This is a genomic window from Flagellimonas hymeniacidonis (assembly GCF_008040165.1).
Lineage (GTDB): Bacteria > Bacteroidota > Bacteroidia > Flavobacteriales > Flavobacteriaceae > Flagellimonas > Flagellimonas hymeniacidonis.
On record NZ_VRUR01000002.1, the window covers coordinates 24,080 to 46,142 of the forward strand.

At 37.9% G+C, this 22,063-nt stretch carries 15 protein-coding genes; 8 read left to right on the plus strand and 7 right to left on the minus strand.

Features of this window, described 5'->3' with window-relative positions:
• Positions 1-72: 72 nt before the first annotated feature.
• The 6 genes from FVB32_RS08965 to gldJ all read right to left on the minus strand — a co-directional run bounded on the left by FVB32_RS08965 (position 73) and on the right by gldJ (position 12,843).
• Positions 73-3,372: a VCBS repeat-containing protein gene (locus FVB32_RS08965; protein ID WP_147743471.1), complete on the minus strand. Its 3,300-nt coding sequence runs from the start codon at positions 3,370-3,372 to the stop codon at positions 73-75.
• A 106-nt stretch (positions 3,373-3,478) separates the two neighbouring features.
• On the minus strand, positions 3,479-5,176 hold the full coding sequence (locus FVB32_RS08970; RefSeq protein ID WP_147743472.1) for a RagB/SusD family nutrient uptake outer membrane protein: 1,698 nt from the start codon (positions 5,174-5,176) through the stop codon (positions 3,479-3,481).
• 4 nt (positions 5,177-5,180) lie between these two features.
• Positions 5,181-8,645, minus strand: a complete 3,465-nt coding sequence (locus tag FVB32_RS08975; protein ID WP_147743473.1) for a TonB-dependent receptor — start codon at positions 8,643-8,645, stop codon at positions 5,181-5,183.
• Between the two features lie 132 nt (positions 8,646-8,777).
• Complete coding sequence (locus FVB32_RS08980) at positions 8,778-9,827, minus strand: FecR family protein (RefSeq protein ID WP_147743474.1); 1,050 nt, start codon at positions 9,825-9,827, stop codon at positions 8,778-8,780.
• Positions 9,828-10,075: 248 nt separating this feature from the next.
• The gene (locus tag FVB32_RS08985; protein WP_147743475.1) at positions 10,076-10,687 is read right to left on the minus strand and encodes an RNA polymerase sigma factor; all 612 of its coding nucleotides are present in this window, start codon (positions 10,685-10,687) and stop codon (positions 10,076-10,078) included.
• A 494-nt stretch (positions 10,688-11,181) separates the two neighbouring features.
• On the minus strand, positions 11,182-12,843 hold the full coding sequence (gene gldJ / locus FVB32_RS08990) for a gliding motility lipoprotein GldJ (protein WP_147743476.1): 1,662 nt from the start codon (positions 12,841-12,843) through the stop codon (positions 11,182-11,184).
• A 400-nt stretch (positions 12,844-13,243) separates the two neighbouring features.
• On the opposite strand from gldJ, the gene porV reads away from it, so the two are divergent.
• The 6 genes from porV (at position 13,244) to FVB32_RS09020 (ending at position 19,528) form a co-directional block, all read left to right on the plus strand.
• Entirely contained in the window at positions 13,244-14,389 is a 1,146-nt protein-coding gene (porV, locus tag FVB32_RS08995; protein WP_147743477.1) for a type IX secretion system outer membrane channel protein PorV, read from the plus strand.
• A 78-nt stretch (positions 14,390-14,467) separates the two neighbouring features.
• Positions 14,468-14,959: a cytidine deaminase gene (gene cdd, locus FVB32_RS09000; RefSeq protein ID WP_147743478.1), complete on the plus strand. Its 492-nt coding sequence runs from the start codon at positions 14,468-14,470 to the stop codon at positions 14,957-14,959.
• Positions 14,960-15,040: 81 nt separating this feature from the next.
• A complete protein-coding gene (gene pdhA / locus FVB32_RS09005; protein WP_147743479.1) occupies positions 15,041-16,039 on the plus strand; it encodes a pyruvate dehydrogenase (acetyl-transferring) E1 component subunit alpha in 999 nt (332 codons plus the stop codon).
• Positions 16,040-16,044: 5 nt separating this feature from the next.
• Entirely contained in the window at positions 16,045-17,691 is a 1,647-nt protein-coding gene (locus tag FVB32_RS09010) for a pyruvate dehydrogenase complex dihydrolipoamide acetyltransferase (RefSeq protein ID WP_147743480.1), read from the plus strand.
• Positions 17,692-17,778: 87 nt separating this feature from the next.
• Complete coding sequence (locus FVB32_RS09015; RefSeq protein ID WP_147743481.1) at positions 17,779-18,804, plus strand: M28 family metallopeptidase; 1,026 nt, start codon at positions 17,779-17,781, stop codon at positions 18,802-18,804.
• Positions 18,805-18,850: 46 nt separating this feature from the next.
• Positions 18,851-19,528 (plus strand): SDR family NAD(P)-dependent oxidoreductase, encoded by a 678-nt coding sequence (locus FVB32_RS09020; RefSeq protein WP_147743482.1) that lies wholly within the window; start codon positions 18,851-18,853, stop codon positions 19,526-19,528.
• 3 nt (positions 19,529-19,531) lie between these two features.
• Here FVB32_RS09020 and FVB32_RS09025 read toward each other — a convergent pair whose 3' ends face one another.
• A complete protein-coding gene (locus FVB32_RS09025) occupies positions 19,532-19,999 on the minus strand; it encodes a methyltransferase domain-containing protein (protein WP_262712961.1) in 468 nt (155 codons plus the stop codon).
• A gap of 338 nt (positions 20,000-20,337) precedes the next feature.
• On the opposite strand from FVB32_RS09025, the gene FVB32_RS09030 reads away from it, so the two are divergent.
• Both FVB32_RS09030 and FVB32_RS09035 read left to right on the plus strand, forming a co-directional pair.
• Entirely contained in the window at positions 20,338-20,961 is a 624-nt protein-coding gene (locus FVB32_RS09030; RefSeq protein ID WP_147743484.1) for a SprT-like domain-containing protein, read from the plus strand.
• 21 nt (positions 20,962-20,982) lie between these two features.
• Positions 20,983-22,062, plus strand: a complete 1,080-nt coding sequence (locus FVB32_RS09035; protein ID WP_147743485.1) for a mannose-1-phosphate guanylyltransferase — start codon at positions 20,983-20,985, stop codon at positions 22,060-22,062.
• Position 22,063 lies beyond the last annotated feature (1 nt).

A 22,063-nucleotide genomic window follows, 5' to 3' on the forward strand; every position in this document is an offset into this window, starting at 1 on the left:
AAAAAAGCCTGATGCTAAATTAAGGTATCCATAAAATTGTTGGAAACCCTCATGATGAATTGTAATAGAAAATCAATTGATTTCCACAAACTGGAGTATGTCAGCATTTTTGGCCAAAACAACATAGTTCTTTTTTGAGATTTGCATAATGGACATATCTTTTACGTCGCCTGGAGCAAAGAAACCACTGTGTTTGGCTAAAATGGGATTAAAATTTCCTTTTCCATCTCCTTTTAGAAATAGGCCATGGCTTGCATCATTTCTTGGAGTTTCCACCTCCGAATTAAACAGATTGCCAGCAATTAATGCATCCAAATTTTCATCATGATCAAAGTCCTTAACTATAATTTGGTTGATTGATGACAATTGTGCAAGGTTTGGCAGTTTGTGCGGAATCATTTTTCCATTTTCGTTTTCGAGATAGATACTAGAGAATGATTTTACCTGATAATGCAAAGAATTGTCCAGCGTTTCTTTTGCATAAACGTCTTCCAAGGTTGCGTTTGAGAAAGATTCATAATCCTTGAATTTCTCTTTTATCGCCGGCATTTGTTGCGAAGTACATTCTCTTCCCCTTACTGGAAATTTTTCACCATAATTGTAATAACTTAGGACAATGTCGTTGGTGCTGTTTTTGTCAAAATCGTTAAAATAAACATCAAAAGTCTCTTCTTCGCTCGCTTTATACTTAAAGTTTTCTCCAAGATTTCCCACCAAATAATCCATATCACCATCTTGGTCAAAGTCACCTTGACTAATACTGAACCACCATCCTGAAGTATCACCAGTATTCCAACTGTCTGACACTTCGGAGAAGTAACCACCATCATTTTTTAATAGGGTGATAGGCATCCATTCACCGACTAAAATTAAATCTGACCAAGAATCGCCATCAAAATCTGTCCAAACAGCATCTGTAACCATTCCAACCTTATTCAGCATTGGAGCTATTTTTTGGGTCGCGTTCACAAATTGCACTTTTCCATGGTCGCTTTTGTTTTCAAGGATATAACTGTTGGCGGGGGATGGGTAATTGCCGGGCACCAAACGCCCACCTACAAAAAGGTCCAAATCACCATCTTTATCATAGTCGTGGCTATGCACTCTTGAACTACTGGTAATCATTGGAGGCAAAGCCTGAGTAGCTTTTTCGAAATCCCCTTTACCATTGTTAAGATATAATCTGTCTTGCAACTGGTCGGAATTGGGTGAAAATTCGTTTCCGCCACTGGCTATATAAATATCGTTGTCCCCATCGTTATCCGCATCGAAAATATGGATGCCCATATCCTCCGAACCACTGTCGATTGCGAAGGGTGAGGAATCCATTTTAAGAAAATGACCTTTTTTTTGTTGCAAATACAATGCGGTAGTGTTTTGTGAGGAACTACCCACTACAATATCATCCAATCCATCATTGTTTAGGTCGCCCGTTGCAATATTGGGTCCTAGCATAGATGTTTGATGAGGAAGTAATATTTCTTTTTCAAAATCATCGTAATAATTTTCGATATGAGCATGTTCCAAGATTGGTTTACTTTGAAAAAGTAGCGTTTTTTTTGTTTTTGAGTCAAAACTTTCAGAATCTAAAGCATTGGAGTATTCTACGATTAGATTTGAGTTGATATTTGCATTGCTCAATAATTCTTTCTTGGAATCTGGCCATACCACTATTATGGAATCAATACTTTTCGCCTTGCCCAATCCAAAATGAAGTTCAGGTGCCACGGAGGACTGAAATCCCCGGGTCAATGTCAATTCTTGATATTGTTGGGAGCCATTGGAAAATAGGGTCACTTTGGTACCCAATCCATATAGATTCTTTTCTGGGCCTTTTAATTTAATGGTGATATAGTTATTTTGGTCTGAGCTTTTGTTTTCGAATACTGAAGCAAAATCATCAATATTGTTGGTTACAATTTCCAAGTCTCCATCATTATCTAGGTCTACGTAAACGCAGCCGTTTGAAAAACCTTCAAATTCAATACCCCATTCCTTGTTTTTTCGCGATAAGGTTAGATCGCCATTGTTTTGGAATACATAGTTGTCGATTCTTTCGGAAGGTATGGCAAGACTTTTGGCGAGCATACTGTCTTTAGGGATTCCCTTTTTTTCAATTTCCAGAAAATAATCCCTATTGTTTATTTCCCGACGTGTACCGTTAGAAATGAAGAGGTCTTTCCAGCCGTCATTGTCCAAGTCTGCAAATAGGGGCCCCCAACTCCAATCCGTAGAAGATATTCCTGCAAATCTTGATATGTTGCTGAAATCAGGAAGTGAGTCATTTAGGTTTCCATTGTTCAACTGCAGAGTGTTTTGCATATACTGATAATGGAACCCGGCATTTACGGTGCTCCAAAACAGTTGCGGGTTCATACTTGCCATATTGGCTTTCGCTCTCCTATTGATGCTGGCTGTCATATCGACCTGCATGATATCTAATAATAAATCGTTGTTGAAATCGGCAATATCTGTTCCCATACCATAGAAGGAGTTGTTTTTGGTAGTTCTTCTCACTTGCTCCGAAAATGTTCCATTTTTGTTATTGATGAACATGTAATCGGGTGAACTAAAATCATTGGATACATATAGATCTGGCCACCCATCTTGATTTAGGTCTCCCACGGTGGCACTCAGAGATAGGCCGAATGTTTTTAGACCTGCCTCCTCCGTTACGTCGATAAATGTTCCGTTTTCATTTTTGAACAGCCTATCGGTTTCCAAAGGTTTGGGAAATTTTTGTTTGAATGCATAATGAAAATTAGGGGCGTTGAAAGGAGTGGGGGGGTAATTGGCTACATATAAATCCAAATCCCCATCTAAATCATAATCAAAAAAAGTACTTTGTACGCTATTGCTTGGGTCGTCAATTCCAAATTCTTCGGCTTTTTCAGTAAATGTATTATCCCCGTTGTTGATAAACAATTGATTCCTTTTGGGGCCAAATTTCCCGCCTACTGAGCAATAAATATCCAAAAGGCCATCATGGTTAACGTCTACCATGGTTGTGCCAGTATACCAACGGTTATCGCCCGATACTCCAGCTGTTTCAGATATGTCTTCAAATTGCAGGTTTCCTTTGTTCAAATACAATTTGTTAGGGACCATGTTTCCGGTAAAATATAAATCTACCAAACCATCATTGTTGATGTCTCCAGCTGATACACCGCCGCCCATATAAATGTAGGCATAGGTGAAGTAATTGAGAGAATCGTTTTCGATGAGATTGTTTGCAAAATCAATTCCTGATTTTTTACTTGTGACTTTTGAAAATAGCTTTGGCCCTACATCTTCCTGCTTTTTAGAGCACGAAAAAAATAAAAGAATTACCAAACTAAAATGTAAAAATTTCTTACCGTCAACTTTCTTCATCGAATTAACTATATTAAATTGGAAAACAGGGTTTTCACACCCTGTTTTCCCAATCAACTTAAACTTAATTAACTATTTAAAACTAACTCAAACTATTCTCTTACAATTAAAACCCTGGGTTTTGCTCAAGCACGCCACCACTTAAATCTATAGCATTGATAGGGATTGGAATTAAATCCATATTTGGTGCATAGGTACCTGCTTTAGTTCCAAAATTAGCAATGACACGAGCTTCATTGGTCACATAATTGTTGATTACATCTGGTGCAACTCCCCATCGTCTCAAATCGAACAAACGATGTCCTTCCATTGCCAATTCCAGACGTCTTTCAAAGCGAACCGCATTTCTGGCAAAGTCCTGATCTGGAAAAGAAGCATATGGCTCTATTTCATAATTTGCCGCATCTTGGAAAACTCCAGCTGAAACTTCTTCTTTAATGTATGTCATTGCCTTGGCTCTATTCCTCACTTCGTTTACATATCCGAGTGCCTTTGGCAAATCATTGTTTTCAACTGCAACTTCAGCAGCCATCAACAGTAAATCTGCATAGCGCATAATATGATAATTGATTCCGGAATGCTGTTGTCCCCAAGCTCCAGTGCCCACATTGCCATTCTCACCGGATTGGTACACATTTTTCTTAGGTAGATAAGGTCCAGAAATATCAGCAAAACTAGCTCTAATCCAATCTTTCCCAATATGAGGTCCATAACCGTTATAATCAATCCCTCTTCTACCTACTGTGTAATCCAATCTTGGATCTAGTGGTCCTGTATGTGGTGTAAATGCATCTTCACTTTCCACACCATAGTCATTATCCACATCGGTTTGATTGAAGGTATCTAACAATGGAAGTCCAGTACCATCTGTTTGGTATGCATTTACCAAATCTTGGGTAGGCTGATAGAATCCGCAGCAAGATCCAAAGGGTCCTGGGTTTGGAAAATTCAGTGTTCCTCCTCTGTTTCCGTTCAATGATTGCCCTGAATCCGTAGTAAACTGAATGGCAAAAATGGATTCTGTGCCATTATCACCGGTCAAACTAAAATTGTCTAAAAATTCAGTGTTCAAATCATATGGTCCATTTGCGATTACATCTTCAAACAAAGGTCCAGCTTGAGCAAAATCTGATTGAAACAGATGTGCTTTACCTAAAAATGCTTTAGCAGTCCATGAAGTTGGTCTACCGGCATCGCCTTGCGTAGCGGGTAAATTATCTACTGCATATTGAAGGTCTGCTTCAATTTGGTCCCAAATTGCGCCAGGATTAGGCTGGTTAAATTCCTTTGCATCAAAATTCTCATCGGAGATGTAAGGAACATTTCCATAAATTTTTTGAAGCTCAAAATTGAAATGTCCTCTTAAGAAACGGGCTTCAGCTAATTGCGCTGCAAAATCACCACCTTCAATAGAGTTGATCAAGGAGATTACCGCATTTGATCTATTAACTCCTGCAAACAAGCCATTCCATTTACCAAATATGTATGGATTTGCACTAGTCCAATCAAAGGTTTCAAGTAAAAACAAATCAGCTTGGTCACCATCTGTACTTCCTTTGTGAGCATCATCTGCAATAACATCGAACCACCAGTTGTCTCCACTTGCGGTCCACTCTGATGCACCTTGATTGTTACGAATTCCATCCAAAGTTGAATAGGCGCTGGCTAGCAACAAGCTAACACCTTGGGCATTTTTAAGGTCATCATCACTTAATGCCCCTACCGCCGGCACGTCGGTAAAACTATCACTACAACCCAATGCCAGTGCTATTAGGGTTGCAAAATAAAACAATCTCTTTTTCATTTTTTTAGAATTTTGTATTAACACCTATAGTAAAAATCTGTGATACTGGGAATGTTTGAAAATCAATTCCCAAGGATAGGTTATCATTTGAAATTACTTCGGGATCAAATCCTTCATAATCAGTTATGGTAAACAGGTTAGTTCCTTGTAAATAAAGTCTGAACATGTCCATACCCAATGCACCTGCAACCTTTTCTGGGAAGGTGTATCCTACTTGTAGATTCTTCAAACGTAAAAAGGATGCGTCCTCAACAAAATATGAATTGGGCTGTGTTTCCGCATTGGTAATGGTTTGACTCAATGCCGGTAATGTGGCATTAGTATTTGAAGGGGTCCATGAATCCAGTACCCTTGTACTTCTATTTCCATTGAAGAAGGTCGGGAAATCAGTAAATATCTTTTCATAGTTATACACATCGTTCCCTTGCGAACCTGAGAAGAAAAGTGAGATATCGAAATTCTTATAATCCGCATTTAAATTAATACCATAGGTAAAATCTGGATGCGGCGAACCTATAAAGGTACGATCGTTTTCATCATCTATAGACCCATCACCATTTACATCTCTATAGGTAAAGCGACCATTACCATCGAAACCGGTAACCTCTCTACCGTAAAAAGACGATATGGCCCTACCTACTTCTGTTCTGGTAACTGCACCTCCTCTAAGGTTGGTTCGTCCCACTTGAAAATCACTAATCAAGCTTTGTACTTCATTTTTGTATCTTGAAATGTTAGCTTGAATTCCATAGTTTAAACCATAACCTGTGGAATGCCTATACGTAATACCAAGATCAAATCCTGTGTTTTGAACATCTCCTAAGTTTACCAATGGAGCCGCAGCATCAATAGCTGTTGTGCTTATAAGACTGTTGTCTCTGGTAATTAAATCTTTCGTGTCTATATCATAAACTTCAAAAGAAATAGACAAGTCGTTGTCGAACAACCCTAATTCCACACCAAAGTTTGTGGCCTGGCTAGTTTCCCATTTTAAATCTGGGTTTCCAACCTGACTAAATAATACCCCAGTTGATATGGTGCTTCCATTAAAGGAATAATTGGCCAAACCTTCATTCAAGAAAGAACTATTGATGGTTGGATTGGCTATGGGTAAGGATTGGTTACCTAATTGCCCCCAAGAACCAATTACCTTTAAGCGGCTAACAATACCATCCTTAGGAAAGAAATCTTCATTGCTAATCAACCAACCTGCACTAAAAGATGGAAAAGTCTGGCTTTGGTTTTCCCCTAGGAAACGTGATGATTTATCGCGTCTAACCGTAACCGTACCAAAATACTTTCCTGCATAGGAATAGGTAGTTGTTCCAAAAACGGAGAACAAAGTCGTGCCCGCATCAAATGCAGTATCAACATTTGGAGTTCCTGTACCGTTGCTGATCAAATAGAAATCTGGAGACTCAAAAATGTATCCGTTACGACTAATTTGTTGTCCCTTACTTCCATCTTCAACAGCTTCTACACCTACAAGGACATTAAGGTTATGATCACCGAATGCCTTGGAGTAGTTTAGGGTATTGTTCCATGTCCAGTTGAAATTTTCAACTTTTTGAACTGCAAGGGTATTCGTACTCAACGGCTCAACGTGTTCTGGATCCAAAGCTTGGAAACGTCTACTATCGAATGTTTCAATATTTCCACTTATCGTTGTCTTAAAAGTAAGTCCATCATAGATTTCAGCGGATAGATAAACATCTCCAAAAACTCTAAGAATCTTGTTGAAGTCATCTCTTGCCCTTTCCAAGGTGGCCAATGGACTTCTGGAGTTACCTAATCCACCTGCTCCTGTACCAGCGATATTTCCGTTGTCATCTCTGGCAGGGATTAGTGGACTACTACGTAAGGCTTGGTTCACGGGAGTAAAAGCACCTGGGAACTCATCAATATTTCCTGCTGTATTAGTTCTTGCTCCGAATACACCGCGTTGAGTGTTAGAGAAGGAGGCACTTAAATGCTCACCAATAACTACTTTGTCGCTAATCTTAAATTCAGAGTTCAAACGGGTTGTTCCTTGTTTAAAACCTGTATTGATAAATACACCCTCCCTGTTCAGGTAGTTTGCAGATAAAAAGTACTTTCCGGTTTCATTTCCATTTTGAATAGAGATTGACGCGTTTTGTGTTTTCCCGTTTTGAGTAATCACATCAAACCAGTCTGTTCCGCCTGGAGCTACAGTTGCACTCACAGGTTCTCTAACTATGGGGTCGTATGAAGCTACTCTAGTATATCCCTGCAGTGCAGAAGGTACTACAGCGGATGCTCCACTTCCATACTGAGGGTGTGTAACGTCTGCGCCATCATTTGCCAAACTCTGGAAAATCATGTCTCCATGTTGTTGGGCATTTAACAGTTCAGGCACATTGGCCGCTCTTGAAATACCCGAATAAAAATCGAAGCTAACAATTGGCTTATCTTGATTATACCCGCCACTTTTGGTGGTTACAATAACAACTCCATTGGAGGCCCTTGCCCCATAAATAGCTGCAGCACCATCTTTCAGAACATTAATTTGATCAATGTCTGCTGGGTTGATACTATTCAAAACCGTAGGATTCTCAGTTTGAACCCCATCTATAATATATAATGGACTAGTATTATTGCTTGTACCAAAACCACGAATGGTAATCTTTGGAGCTGCTCCTGGACTACCGGAATTGGTGACCGAGACTCCTGTTACCCTACCTTCCAATGCTTCTGCGGCATTTACGATAGGTGCTTTGGTCGCTTCAGAAACATCTACGGAAGCAACTGACCCAGTAAGGTCGCCTCTAGTTTGAGAGGCATACCCAAGAACAACAACTTCCTCTAACAAACTGGCGTCTTCGGCCAAGGAAACATTGATAGAAGTTTGTCCGTTTACAGAGATTTCTTGTGCTGCAAAACCTATATAACTGAATACCAAAACGGCATTAGAGGCAGCATTTATGGTGTAATTTCCATCAAAGTCTGTTTGGGTACCATTGGAGGTGCCTTTTTCTATAACATTGGCACCAGGTAAAGGAGAACCTTGGTTGTCTCTAACCATACCTGTTATGGTAACCTGTAGTTCTTTGTTCTCAGTGTTTGTTTCGACAGACTTTAAAGGTTTCTTTACGATTACAACTTGTCTATCATCAATTTTAAAGCTCAAATCGGTTTTATTAAAAACCTTATTTAATATCTGTGATAGTTCAACATTTTTTAAGTTAAGTGTAACCTTCTTTTGCGAATCGATAATATCATCCTTATAGAAAAAGATGAACTCACTTTTGGATTGTATCTCTTTGAACAAATCCTCAAGTGTGGCGTCGTTAACGTCAATATTTATTTTGGTCTGTGCATAGCTTGTGTTCGCGTAAGCCGAACTAAGGCCTATGGCAATAAATAGAAGAAAAACTCTCATAATAGTCCAGAGATAAAACCTCAATGATATTATTCTCCCTAAAGGCTTAGGGTCATCAATTTTATTCATAATTTAGTTATTTGTTATTAATAATGTTGCTGAGAGGTCTTTTCAGCAATGTTTTTACTTTACCAGAAGGTGTTGGCGCATCTTCTGGTTTTTTTGTGTTAGTTTTTCATTTCATATACTTTTCGGTTTTTTTTAGTTTATTAATATTTGGTTGTCATTTAAGCTATATTCAAAATCCGATGTTTCTTTAATAATACGGATTACATTTTCTACATTTTCTTTTAAGTCGAGATAGCCAGAAAAAGTATGGCCTAACAATTCATTGTTATTGACCACTATTTCGATATTGTAGTAGCGAGAGAGTCTTTTCATAATGTATTCTAAGTCATCATTCTTAAAGATGAAAACTCCTTCTCGCCATGAAAAATATTTATCAACATCTACATTTTTGCTAAAAATGGAATTGGCACTTTTCCTGTAAACACTTTGGGTCCCAGGTAAGATCTTTAATGTTTCATTGCCTTTAAAAAAGGAATCTGTCTTATACTTTATCTGTACACTACCATTTTTAAGCGTAGTACTGATATTGTCATCATCATTATAGTTGCTCACATTAAAAAGAGTACCTAATACCTCAATTTCATGATTTTTGGAAAGAACTATAAATGGTTGTCGTTTGTTATGGGTGACATCAAAAATTCCCTCACCTTCCAAGTATACTTCCCTTCTTTTTTCATTAAAAACCACCGGATATACTAGTTTAGAACCAGAGTTTAGCCATACTTTGGTGCCATCAGCTAATTGGATTTGTGATCTTTTGCCATACGGCACTATAAGCGTATTGTATACAACTTCGTTATTCTTTGTATTTGCTTGGTTTAGTTTGCCTTCCTTTCCAATGATCACTTTTTCCCCAGTAGCGGAATATTTAATATTCGAATTATCTCCATCGATATTGACACTTTCACCTTCTTCGAGCACTAAAATAACATTGTCTGTTTGCTCGTCAATAGATATGTTTGAGTTCTCCACATAGCTTTCAATGGAGGCTGTCTGATAATTATAAGTGTAGGTGTAAATGCCAAATGCGAATAGGATTGCAATAGCAATTCCGGCGGACCTAAATCCGTATCGGGTATTTTTTTTATACCGTTGATATTTGAAAATAGAAGCTGTGATTCTTTTTTTCAAATGTTCTCGTTCTTCGATATTTAATTCGTGAGTCTTATTTTTTTGCTCCATGGTTGGTTTTGTCCTTTTAGATAGTCTAAACAGGCATATATGGTCCGAGTATAAATCGGGTACATATTAATATAAGCACCGTTTTATTGGTTTATAGACAATTTTTATTCATTTTTTTTGATAGAACCGTAATTACTGGATATTTTTTATTTAAAAAACATAATGTATAGTAATAAGGTTTTAGATGAAATTTTAATGAACCGAACAAATCAGGAGGTAATTTACCAGACGAAAGCAATTCGGAAATTCTAGGTAAAGAAAAGCACATGAACTATTTTTCCAAAGAAAAGAAGGATGGGCATTACCATGTTTTTACGTAGAGATTTTATAGCCCTGTAGATAATAGTTCTTGAGGTTTCGACGGAGACATCCATGATTTCCGCAATTTCTTCGTAAGGTCTTTCTTCCTTGTACCTGAGTTGGAGGCCTTTTAATTGTGTTTTGGTTAAAAAATCTGTGGCTTTTTGCCATACGGTGTTCTTTTTGGAATCATTCTCCATTGCAATCAACTTTTCTTCTGGTGATAAAACATACCGGACTGTGTTCAAATGATTTTCCAACGTTGCATTCTCAGCAAAATGAACTAAATTTTGCTTGTACTTTTTATTTACTTTCCTTCTAAGTGATTTTAATAAGTAGTATTTAATGTTGTCTGTTTCAGAAAGCTTTTCCCGGTATTTGTATAGGTCTAGGAAAAGATCGTGAATGCAGTCCATGACATAATCCTTGTTATGGGATATTTGGAAGCCGTAAGAAAAGAGCGTCTTTATGTATAGGTCATATAATTGACCCAAGGCAATTACATTGCCCTTTTTCATTTCACTCCAAAGTAGTTGTTCTTCCTTTTTTTGAGTCTCCAAAATCGGTTTAATTACGGATTAAGCCCTGAATATTTGTTCACGGATGTCTAAAAATATTTTAGATATCTAAACACTTAACTCCTATAAAAATTTTTATAAGAGTGATGCAGAATTGTGAAATTTGTATTGTTGTGGGATTAATCCATTTTAAGGATAGTGGACCGATCTGAATAGAATGTGTTTCTGATTTTTAATCATTTTGAGTTTGAGTTTAGTTTTGTAACCGTTTTAATATTCAAACAATCGAATTTTAGTTCAGAATAATTCGAAAATTTGATAGTAATAATACTAAAATTATGCAAAAAATGATATAATTGGCGCTTGATTTTGTTAAATTTTCAATACCTGTCAGCTGTTGAGCAACTCATGGATGTATGGTAAATCAGCCTTTGGAGTTTGTAATTTTGCTATTGTATTAACGGATATTCTATGTTTTTTAGGACAAAAAAAGCCCTGATTAAAATCAGGGCTTTTACTAAAAACTCTTTCAAGTCTTATTTTGCTTTTTTGTGTCTAATCGTTTTGTTTTTGGTTTTCGATTTAGATCCAACTCTAGACATTGCGCATCTAAACCCAACATCATCAGTAGCCATATATTGAGGCAGATATCTTCGTTGCGCTGGATCTAACCAGAACGCTCTATCTCTCCAAGAACCACCTTTGTATACACGTACTTCATCATTAATCAAAGAAGTTCTGTAGTTTGAGGTGTCATACTGACGGAGAATTTTACCTGTAGAATCCCGCTCAACTTTGTGTTTTGGTGAATCGTACATTTTTCTATTATCCGATTCATCACTGAACCTTTCAAAAAACCTTGAAGATCCTGGATCACCATCACGGTAACCACGGTTATCACTAGAATCGAAATTAGTTCTTAAGTAGGTTTCTTCTTCTGTTACAGCAACCATTTCTATTTCTCCTGGCAGATTCAAGGCAACGATTTTACCATTTGGAAGGGTGTCATACACAATTTCATCACTTTGTAAAACATTTACCTTTCCGTCTTCGCCTATCGCTTTTTTCAAGAAAATATTTCCACGATAATAGTTGAAGTCACTTACTTCATCATCAACAATTGGACGATAGACGTCAGCTACCCATTCGGATACATTACCGGCCATATCATACAAACCAAAATCATTAGGCTTATAAGATTTTACTTCAGCGGTTATATCAGCGCCATCATCCGACCATCCTGCGATTCCGCCATAGTCACCTTTGGCTTGTTTAAAGTTAGCCAACTGGTCACCACGACCTACACGCTGTCCATTTCTGGTATAATCACCTTCCCATGGATATTTTTTTCTACCTCTATAGTTATTGTATTCTCTTGAACCAATAAGAGCTTGTGCGGCATATTCCCACTCCGTTTCCGTTGGAAGTCTATATTCCGGCATAATGATGCCGCTACTTCTTTTGGCAAAGGAATTTATGGAATCTTTTTTCTGCTTCCCTTGTAAGGAATCTATTTGTCCACCATAAACAGACTCTGGATTGTTCAAATACGCTTCGGTGCTAAATGTTCCACCAATTTCGCCATTCAATACTTTATATTTTGCATCTTGAGCTAAGTAGCCTTCCTTTTCCAACATAGCCTCATTAACCCTATCGGTCCTCCATTCGGCATATTGAGAAGCTTGAACCCAATTTACACCTACTACTGGATATTCAGCATACGCTGGATGCCTCAAATAGCTATTGGTCATCGTTTCATTAAAGCCCAATCTGTTTCTCCAAACCAATGTATCTGGCAAAGCACCATGATAAATATTTTTATAGTTGGGGTTTTCTGGCGGATATACGGATTTTAAGTAATCCAAATATTCTAGATACATAACATTGGTAACTTCCGTCTCATCCATATAGAACGATTGCACATGCTGTTGCGTTGGAGTGTTGTTCCAATCATGCATAATATCATCTTGGACCTTACCTTTGGTAAATGTTCCACCTTCAATGAACACAGTTCCAGGAGGGGTTACCTGTTCCTTAAAATCAGAATTGTATTGGAATCCACCTTCTTTGGCATTTATCTTCCATCCTGTGGCTCTTGAAACATTCTTGGAAGAAGAGGACGAGGAATTTTTACAACTAGAAAAACTTCCTACTATAATAGCGAAAGAAAGTACAACTTTGATAAAGTGTTTTTTCATAATTTGGGCTTGAGTACTTTAAAAATTAGGGATTTTACCTCCTAAATACTTTAACTTGATTTGATTTTTAAATCCTTGTAATGGCATTAAAACGATGTTTTTACCATTATATTTTGTGCTAATAAAATAATTGTGATTACCACCATACAGTAACCAGCTACACTTTTAAACGCGAATGGATATAAAATAGTATGATAAAAGGGAGTTTTAACGATTTTATACTTCTGGTTAAGCCAATATTTACAGCATCATAGGAGTGCTCTCTTAAGAATTGGTTAAAAAAAAAGAGTTCCGTTACAAGAATTCATGGAAAAGTTCGTTTACATGTAATACGTCTAAGGATATTTTATGCTTTAGAATATTTTGGACCTCAACTTTTACTAAACGCTAAACGCTTAAAATGAAAAAGTTACTAATATTGGTAGTGTTTCTTATTGTGGCCCCACAAGTAAGTGCACAACAAGAAAGAGTAATTACAACAGCAGTCCCATTTTTAACCATAGCTGCGGATGCAAGAGCATCTGGTATGGGAGATATGGGAGTGGCAACATCTTTTGATGTATTCTCGCAGCAGTGGAATCCAGCAAAATTTGCTTTCGCAAACCAAAAAACAGGAGTAGGGGTCAGTTACACACCATATTTGGAGAGCATCGTTAACGATGTGTCCCTTTTAAATGCTAATTTTTATAACAAAGTCAACGATCGTAGCGCATTTGCTTTTAGTTTGCGCTATTTTGGTTTAGGCGAAATAGAACTTCGTCAGACAATTGATGAAGATGCTACTTTGGTAAAACCAAACGAGTTTTCAATTGATGGGTCGTATTCTTTAAAATTGAGCCAAACCTTTTCGATGGCTGTAGGTGGACGATTTATCAGTTCAAACCTTAGATTCCAGGATGGAACACAAGATTCGCAAGCGGCTAATGCCTTTGCTGTGGATATAGCAGGTTTTTTCAGATCAAGGGAAATCGCCTACAATAGTTTTGATGGTCGCTGGAGAGCTGGCTTCAATATTTCTAATCTTGGAGGTAAAATTCAATATGATGCTGGAGGACAAGAAAACTTTTTGCCCACTAATTTAAAGTTTGGTGCTGGTTTTGATTTTATTCTAGATCAAGATAATATTCTAGGACTTCATACAGAGTTTAATAAACTTTTGGTGCCTACCCCAAGAGATTTTACGGGAGACGGAGCCATTACGGCTGAAGATAACAATGAATACCAGCAAATAGGTTTCTTAAGCGGAGCCTTTGAATCATTTGGAGATGCTCCAGATGGTTTTGCAGAAGAATTAAAAGAAGTTACATGGGCACTAGGTGCGGAATATAAATATCAAGAGGCTTTTATGCTTCGTGCTGGGTATTTTAATGAAAATGAAGAAAAAGGAGCAAGACAGTTTTTCACTCTAGGAGCTGGATTTCAGTTTAAAGCAGCACAGATAGACCTTTCGTATTTATTTTCTACCTCACAAGTTAGAAATCCGTTGGAAAACACATTACGCTTTTCACTTACCTTTAATTTTGGTGAAGAATTTGTCAACGATTAGGTATATAAAACATAAAAGAAATAAGAAAACCTGTCAATTGACAGGTTTTCTTATTTTTGGTTAATACCATCAAACTGAATGAAAAAACAAAAAATTGGCTTTGAACTTTCTGTTTACGATAGAAAGGAAGATCTGTCACAAATAGAGCAAAAATTGTTAAGTGAAGCTGAAGAAGCCAGAGAGAATGCATATGCTCCCTATTCAAATTTTAAGGTAGGAGCTGCTGTTTTACTTGAAAATGGAGAAATTGTTATTGGTAACAATCAAGAAAATGCCTCGTATCCTTCCGGACTTTGTGCAGAGCGTGTTGCCATATTTCAGACAGGAGCAAAATATCCAGGTGTTACCATAAAGTCCATTGCTATAAGTGCTACTTCGAACGATTACGTGGTAGATAAGCCTGCCGGACCATGTGGTAATTGCAGACAATCTATCATAGAATATGAGCAAAAACAAAAATCCCCTATTTCCCTATTGCTTAGTGGGGAAAAAGGTCAAATTTTCAAATGTGATTCGGTCGCCGATATTTTGCCATTGGCGTTTAGTAATTCATTTTTGACCGATTCTTAAACCAAATCTTTTTACAAAACAGATATATATGTATTTTTGCTTTTCTCCGACGCTGGGGAATTTCATATAATACAACTGTTGATGAGAAAAATTACCAAAGAAGTTTACTTAAAATGGTATGAGGACATGTTGTTCTGGAGAAAGTTCGAGGACAAACTAGCCGCAGTATATATACAACAAAAAGTTAGGGGCTTCCTTCACTTATATAATGGTCAAGAAGCTGTTTTGGCGGGTTCATTGCATGCAATGGATTTAACCAAAGATAGAATGATTACGGCCTACAGAAACCATGTGCAACCTATTGGTATGGGGGTAGACCCAAAAAAGGTAATGGCAGAGCTTTTTGGAAAAGTGACCGGTACATCCAAAGGGAATGGTGGTTCCATGCATATCTTTTCCAAAGAACATCGTTTTTATGGAGGCCATGGAATAGTTGGAGGACAGATACCTTTAGGAGCAGGATTGGCCTTTGCTGATAAATATTTTAAGAGAGACGCTGTAACCCTCTGTTATATGGGAGATGGCGCCGTTCGTCAAGGTTCGTTGCACGAAGCTTTTAATTTGGCTATGCTGTGGCAATTGCCAGTAGTTTTTATTTGTGAGAACAATGGCTATGCTATGGGGACCTCAGTAGCACGTACATCTTACTCTACCGAAATTTGGAAGCTTGGATTGGGGTATGAAATGCCATGTACCGATGTTGATGGAATGGATCCTTCAATAGTTGCCAAAGAGGTAGATAAAGCTATTGAACGTGCCCGTACAGGAGGTGGCCCAACATTCTTGGAGATGAAAACGTACCGCTATCGAGGACACTCCATGTCCGATGCACAGCATTATCGTACCAAAGAAGAGGTTGAAGAATACAAAAAAATTGATCCTATAACTCAGGTAAAAGATGTGATTCTTGAAAAAGGCTATGCCTCAGAAGATCAGATTAAGGAAATTGATAAAAGAGTAAAGGATTTGGTGTTAGAGTGTGAGAAATTTGCAGAAGAGTCAGATTACCCTCCATTGGAGCAGATGTACGACACCGTTTACGAACAAGAAGATTATCCATTTTTACAACATAAACTATAAAGTAGATGGCAGAAGTAATCAACATGCCTAGATTGAGTGATACCATGGAAGAAGGAACCGTGGCAAAATGGCTCAAAAAAGTGGGAGACAAAGTAGAAGAAGGCGATATCTTGGCTGAAATTGAAACCGATAAGGCTACAATGGAATTTGAATCCTTCCATGAAGGAACATTGCTTCATATTGGCATTGAGGAGGGAGATGGAGCCCCTGTTGATTCACTTTTAGCTATTATTGGTGATGCAGGAGAGGATATTTCTGCATTATTGAGTGGTGGTGGGGCCCAACCTGCTGCTGAAGAAGTGGTAAAATCTGCTGAAACAGCAACTGCTCAAGAAAGCGCTCCCGTAGCCGTAGCGGCAAGCGTTGCAGATATTCCTGAAGGTGTAGAGATTATTACCATGCCGAGGTTGAGCGATACTATGGAAGAAGGAACTGTGGCTTCTTGGTTGAAAAAAGTAGGAGATGCTGTAGAAGAAGGAGATATTCTTGCGGAAATAGAGACCGATAAGGCTACAATGGAGTTTGAGTCTTTTTATTCAGGAACATTATTATATATAGGAATACAAGAAGGGGAGTCCGCTCCAGTTGATGAAGTATTGGCGGTGATAGGCCCTGAAGGCACAGATGTAAATGCGGTGCTAAGTGCTTCTTCGAGTGCTGGATCAGCCGAAAGTACATCTTCGACAAGTGTGGAGACTGCAGAGGCACCAAAGGAGCAAGAAAGTGCTCCTGCGGTAACTGCTTCACAAAATGGACAACGTATTTTAGCATCACCTTTAGCTAAGAAAATAGCAAGCGATAAAGGAATCAATTTAGCTAACGTTGCTGGTTCTGGTGATCAAGGTAGAATTGTAAAACGTGATGTTGAAAACTATCAACCTTCGCAAGCTCCTTCGACACCTGCAGTAGAAGCACCTGTTGAAACAGCAACGGCAACACCAATGGCACCTATCAGCCTTCCTGTTGGTGAAGAAAGTATGGAAGAAGTGAAAAACTCTTCAATGCGTAAGGCCATAACCAAACATTTAGGAGCTTCTAAGTTCAGCGCACCTCATTTCTACCTTACTATTGAGGTGGATATGGATAACGCAAAAGCATCTCGAGCTCAAATCAATAACTTACCAGATACTAAAGTATCTTTCAATGATATGGTGTTGAAGGCTTGCGCCATGGCACTAAAAAAACATCCGCAAGTAAATACTACTTGGACAGATGATGCAACGATTTATAAGCATCATATTCATATGGGTGTTGCCGTGGCTGTTGATGAAGGTTTGGTGGTACCGGTGATAAAATTTGCCGATCAACTTACGCTTACCCAACTTGGGGCTTCAGTAAAAGATTTAGCAGGAAGAGCAAGATCAAAGAAAATAAAACCAGATGAGATGGATGGTAGTACATTTACCGTATCCAATTTGGGAATGTTCGGTATCCTGGAATTCACCTCGATTATTAATAAGCCAAATTCAGCAATTCTATCCGTAGGAGCAATAGTAGAAAAACCAGTGGTTAAAAACGGTGAAATTGTTGTTGGAAATACTATGAAGGTAACTTTAGCCTGTGATCACAGAACTGTAGATGGTGCTGTTGGAGCCCAATTCTTACAAACGCTTAGGGCGTATCTAGAGAATCCAGTGACCATGTTGGCATAGCTGTATTTTCAATATGGTTTAGTACATAAATTATAAGCATCCTTTTAAGGATGCTTTTTTTATCTTTAGAAACATAAATCAAGAAAAATGAATAAAGCTTTAAGCTTCTTAGTGATAATATTACTGCTAGGATGTGGTTCGGCGCGAAGAGCTAACACTGTTGCTGTCTCACAACCAAAATTGCCACAAGCTCCAGAAGGTGTCAAAGGAAGTATCGCAGAAGAATCTTCAAAAAAAGTTGGAAGCTCATTTTCAGATACTGAACGGATTGGAGCACTAATGAATTATTTAGCTTCGGACGATTTAAAAGGCCGAGATTCTGGTAGTGAAGGCATAGAAATGGCTGCCAAATACATTGAAGAGTATTTCAAATCCTATGGCATTGCACCGTATTTTGAATCGTACAGGGATACTCTTTCCAATTATAAAAAAGCATCCTATAATATTGTTGGGTTTGTTGAAGGAAGTGACCCAACGTTGAAAAATGAATATATTCTAATTGGGGCTCATTATGATCATATAGGAATCATCACTCTGGACAAAGGAGATGCCATTGCCAATGGAGCCAACGATAATGCATCTGGAACGTCAACTGTGATGGAATTGGCTCGTTATTTTGGGACAAAAAAGTCAAACAAGCGAAGCTTGATTTTTGCCTTGTTCAGTGCTGAAGAAAAAGGGTTGTTGGGTTCTGAGCATCTGGCTAAAAAACTGAAGGCGAAGGATTTGAATTTGTATACAATGCTCAATTTTGAAATGACTGGAGTTCCTTTAAAAGGAAAAGATTATTTTGTCTACATCACCGGTTATAAGAAATCCAATCTGGCTGAAATTAGCAACGGTTATGCTAAAGAAAACCTTGTAGGATTTTTGCCAACAGCAAGAGAGTATAGTTTGTTTCAACGATCGGATAATTACCCTTTCCATAAAGAATTTGGAGTGCCATCCCACACCTATTGCACTTTTGATTTTACCAATTTTGACCATTACCATAAGGTTGGAGATGAAAATAGTCTGATGGATTTTGACCATATGGCGACCTTGGTCAATAAGATGGTACCTGTTTTGGAAGGCATTGCGAATGCGCCTACACAAGAAATAAAGGTAAATTAATTTATCATCCTAAGCTTGTCGAAGGAGTAAAACAGAGACTTTTTGCATGGCAAATATTATCATAACAGGAACAAGCAGAGGAATAGGGTTGGAAATGGTCCGCCTGTTTGCCCAAGAGGGACATCAGGTTTTGGCACTTTCCCGAAATGAAAGGCCTGTAACAGATCTAAAGCTACCCAGTGTACATGCTTTTTCTTTTGATTTAGGGGCGCCTAATGACTTTCAGAAAGTAACACATTTTCTAGAAGATTGGGATACTGTAGATGTACTTATCAATAATGCTGGAAGTTTGCTAAACAAACCTTTTTTGGAGACGTCCCAAGAGGAATTTGAGGCAGTTTACAAAGTAAATGTATTTGGGGTTGCTGAAATGACCAAAACCGTATTGCCAAAGATGGGAAAAATGGGACATGTGGTTACCATTAGTTCCATGGGAGGCGTGCAGGGCAGTATGAAATTTCCAGGGTTATCCGCATATAGTTCAAGCAAAGCTGCTGTTATTACTCTTACGGAGCTCTGGGCAGAAGAATTTAAAGAGTCCGGCCCTAGTTTTAATGTATTGGCCTTGGGAGCAGTACAAACAGAAATGCTGGAAGAAGCCTTTCCTGGGTATCAGGCTCCGGTAACCGCTTTGGAAATGGCCACCTATATCAAAGATTTTGCCTTAACTGGGCATAAATTATACAATGGGAAGCTATTGCAAGTGTCCTCTTCAACACCTTAGTTTTTATTTCACTTCTTTTTTCTTATAGATATAAAAATCAGCAAACGAAGTTATTTTTTTATTTTTTTCGTCGAAAGGAAATTTATTTGGAATATGCTCGGTCAACTCAAAATCAGGCTTGTTTTGGGTTACCCAATCCGTAAACTTTCTATGTTTTACATGTACCGCTGCTTTTTCATTTTCTGAGGTATTGGAAGAGTAGACAATAACATATTTTGAAGATGCATTGAATAGATTGTTCATGTATTGAAAAAAGGTTTCATCTTCAATTAAGTGATAGATTACATCTAGACTAAGCGAAAGGTCAAAGGTTTGTTGCTTGTATTCACTAACATGAAAGAACGAGCTGGAAGTATCATCTTTGAACATTTCCTTGCACTTTTCAATAATAGTGTTGCTTACATCATAAGCGGTATAAGATTTAAATTTGAAAAGCTTCAATTGGTTTCCATCGCCACAGCCAAATTCCACAATGGTTTCTATATTGTTCTCAGCAACAAACGAATTAATAATTTCCGCTTTAAATTCTGCTAGTCTGTTGTAAGATCCTGCTCCTGAATTGCCGCCAATCTTGTAACGGTCTTCCCAGTATTGTTTGGAAGTTTCAAATTCAATGTTGGTTGGATCTTTTTTTTTTCAGAAGAGAAGAAAGCACTCGTGATATTTTGCTCATGTTTTTTGGAACTTTCCGATTTGGGGTTACTTGAGGCAAAGTAGCTATACTTATTATCCCTTGCAAATAGATTTCTTGTTATTTTCAATGCAACTTAGGTTGTAAGATGATTCGTAAATGAACTATTTTTGACTTGATGGATAACGTCCTGCAAAAATACCTTCCCGAGAGAGCGATAGCTCCTTGTTTTCATTTAATTCAACAAAATGAGGTACACCTTAAGATTGTCAACCATAGGGTAACAAGGCATGGGGATTATAGAAGATTGCCCAATGGATTGCACCAAATAACGGTTAATGCTTCGCTGAACAAATACCGATTTTTAATTACGTTGGTGCACGAAATTGCCCATCTGGTGGCTTTTGAAAAATACGGGCGTAGAATTAAACCCCATGGATTGGAATGGAAACGTACTTTTCAGCATTTAATGGTTCCTTTTATTCGCCCAGAGATTTTCCCATCCCAATTATTACCGATAATAGCCAGCCATTTTAAAAACCCCAAGGCGAGCAGTAGTACGGACGCACGTTTATCCATAGCATTAAAAGCTTTTGATCCAGAAGAAAGAAAAGGTAAATATGTTTACGAATTGCCTATTGGAAGCACTTTTAGATTGTATAATGGACGCTTGTTTAAAAAAGGAAAAAAAAGAGTAAAGCGATATGAGTGCATCGAATTATCCACGGGTAGATTATATTTGTTCCAACCCAATGCGGAGGTCGAATTGATTCAAGATGCGCATATAGAGCCACCATTTTAAAATAAAAGACACAAGACTAGCATGAACAAGAATTATTATGCCGTTTTAATGGCCGGGGGTGTAGGTTCCCGATTTTGGCCGGTGAGCACATCAGCATATCCCAAACAATTTCATGATATGTTGGGAACAGGAAAGACATTGATTCAGAAAACTTTTGATCGCCTAAATCGATTCATTCCAACAGAGAATATCCTTATCCTTACCAATGAAAGGTATAATGGTTTGGTATTGGAACAATTGCCAATGGTAAAACAGGAGCAGGTTGTTTTGGAACCTGAAATGCGGAATACGGCACCCTGTATTTTATATGCCTCACTAAAAATCCAGAAAATGAATCCGAATGGTGTTATGATCGTGGCCCCTAGCGATCATTGGATTGAGGACGAACTGGCTTTTGAAGAGGACGTGAAAGCTTGTTTTAATAAATGTGAAAAAGAGGAAGTGCTTTGCACGCTGGGAATTCAGCCAACATTTCCAAATACTGGATTTGGATACATAGAATTTGAAAAAGGAAGTGACGAGAAACTAAAAAAAGTGTCTCAATTTCGTGAGAAACCTGACTATGAAACCGCTAAAGAGTTCCTTGCTCAAGGTAATTTTCTTTGGAATGCAGGGATATTTATGTGGAGCGTAGCTACTATTGTAAATGCTTTTAAAAACTATCAACCTGATCAATATAAACTGTTTCAAGATGGAATTTCATGCTATAACACTGCTGAAGAGCAGTCTTTTATACAGGAAAACTATGCCAAGGCAGAAAACATTTCAATAGATTATGCTATATTGGAACAGTCCAAATCTATTTATACGCTGCCTGCTACTTTTGATTGGAATGATTTGGGAACATGGGGTGCTTTATATGATAAATTGGATAAAGATGATGCCGACAATGCTGTTGTAAACAGCAAAGCCCTTTTACAAGATGCCAAAGGAAATATGATTAGATCTCCCAAAGACAAAATTGTTGTGGTGGACGGATTGGAAGATTATATTATTGTAGATAAGGAAGAGGTTTTACTCATCTACCCAAAATCCAAACAACAAGATATTAAAAAAGTGCTAGTCCAAGTTAAAGATGAATTTGGAGAGCAGTATACATAAC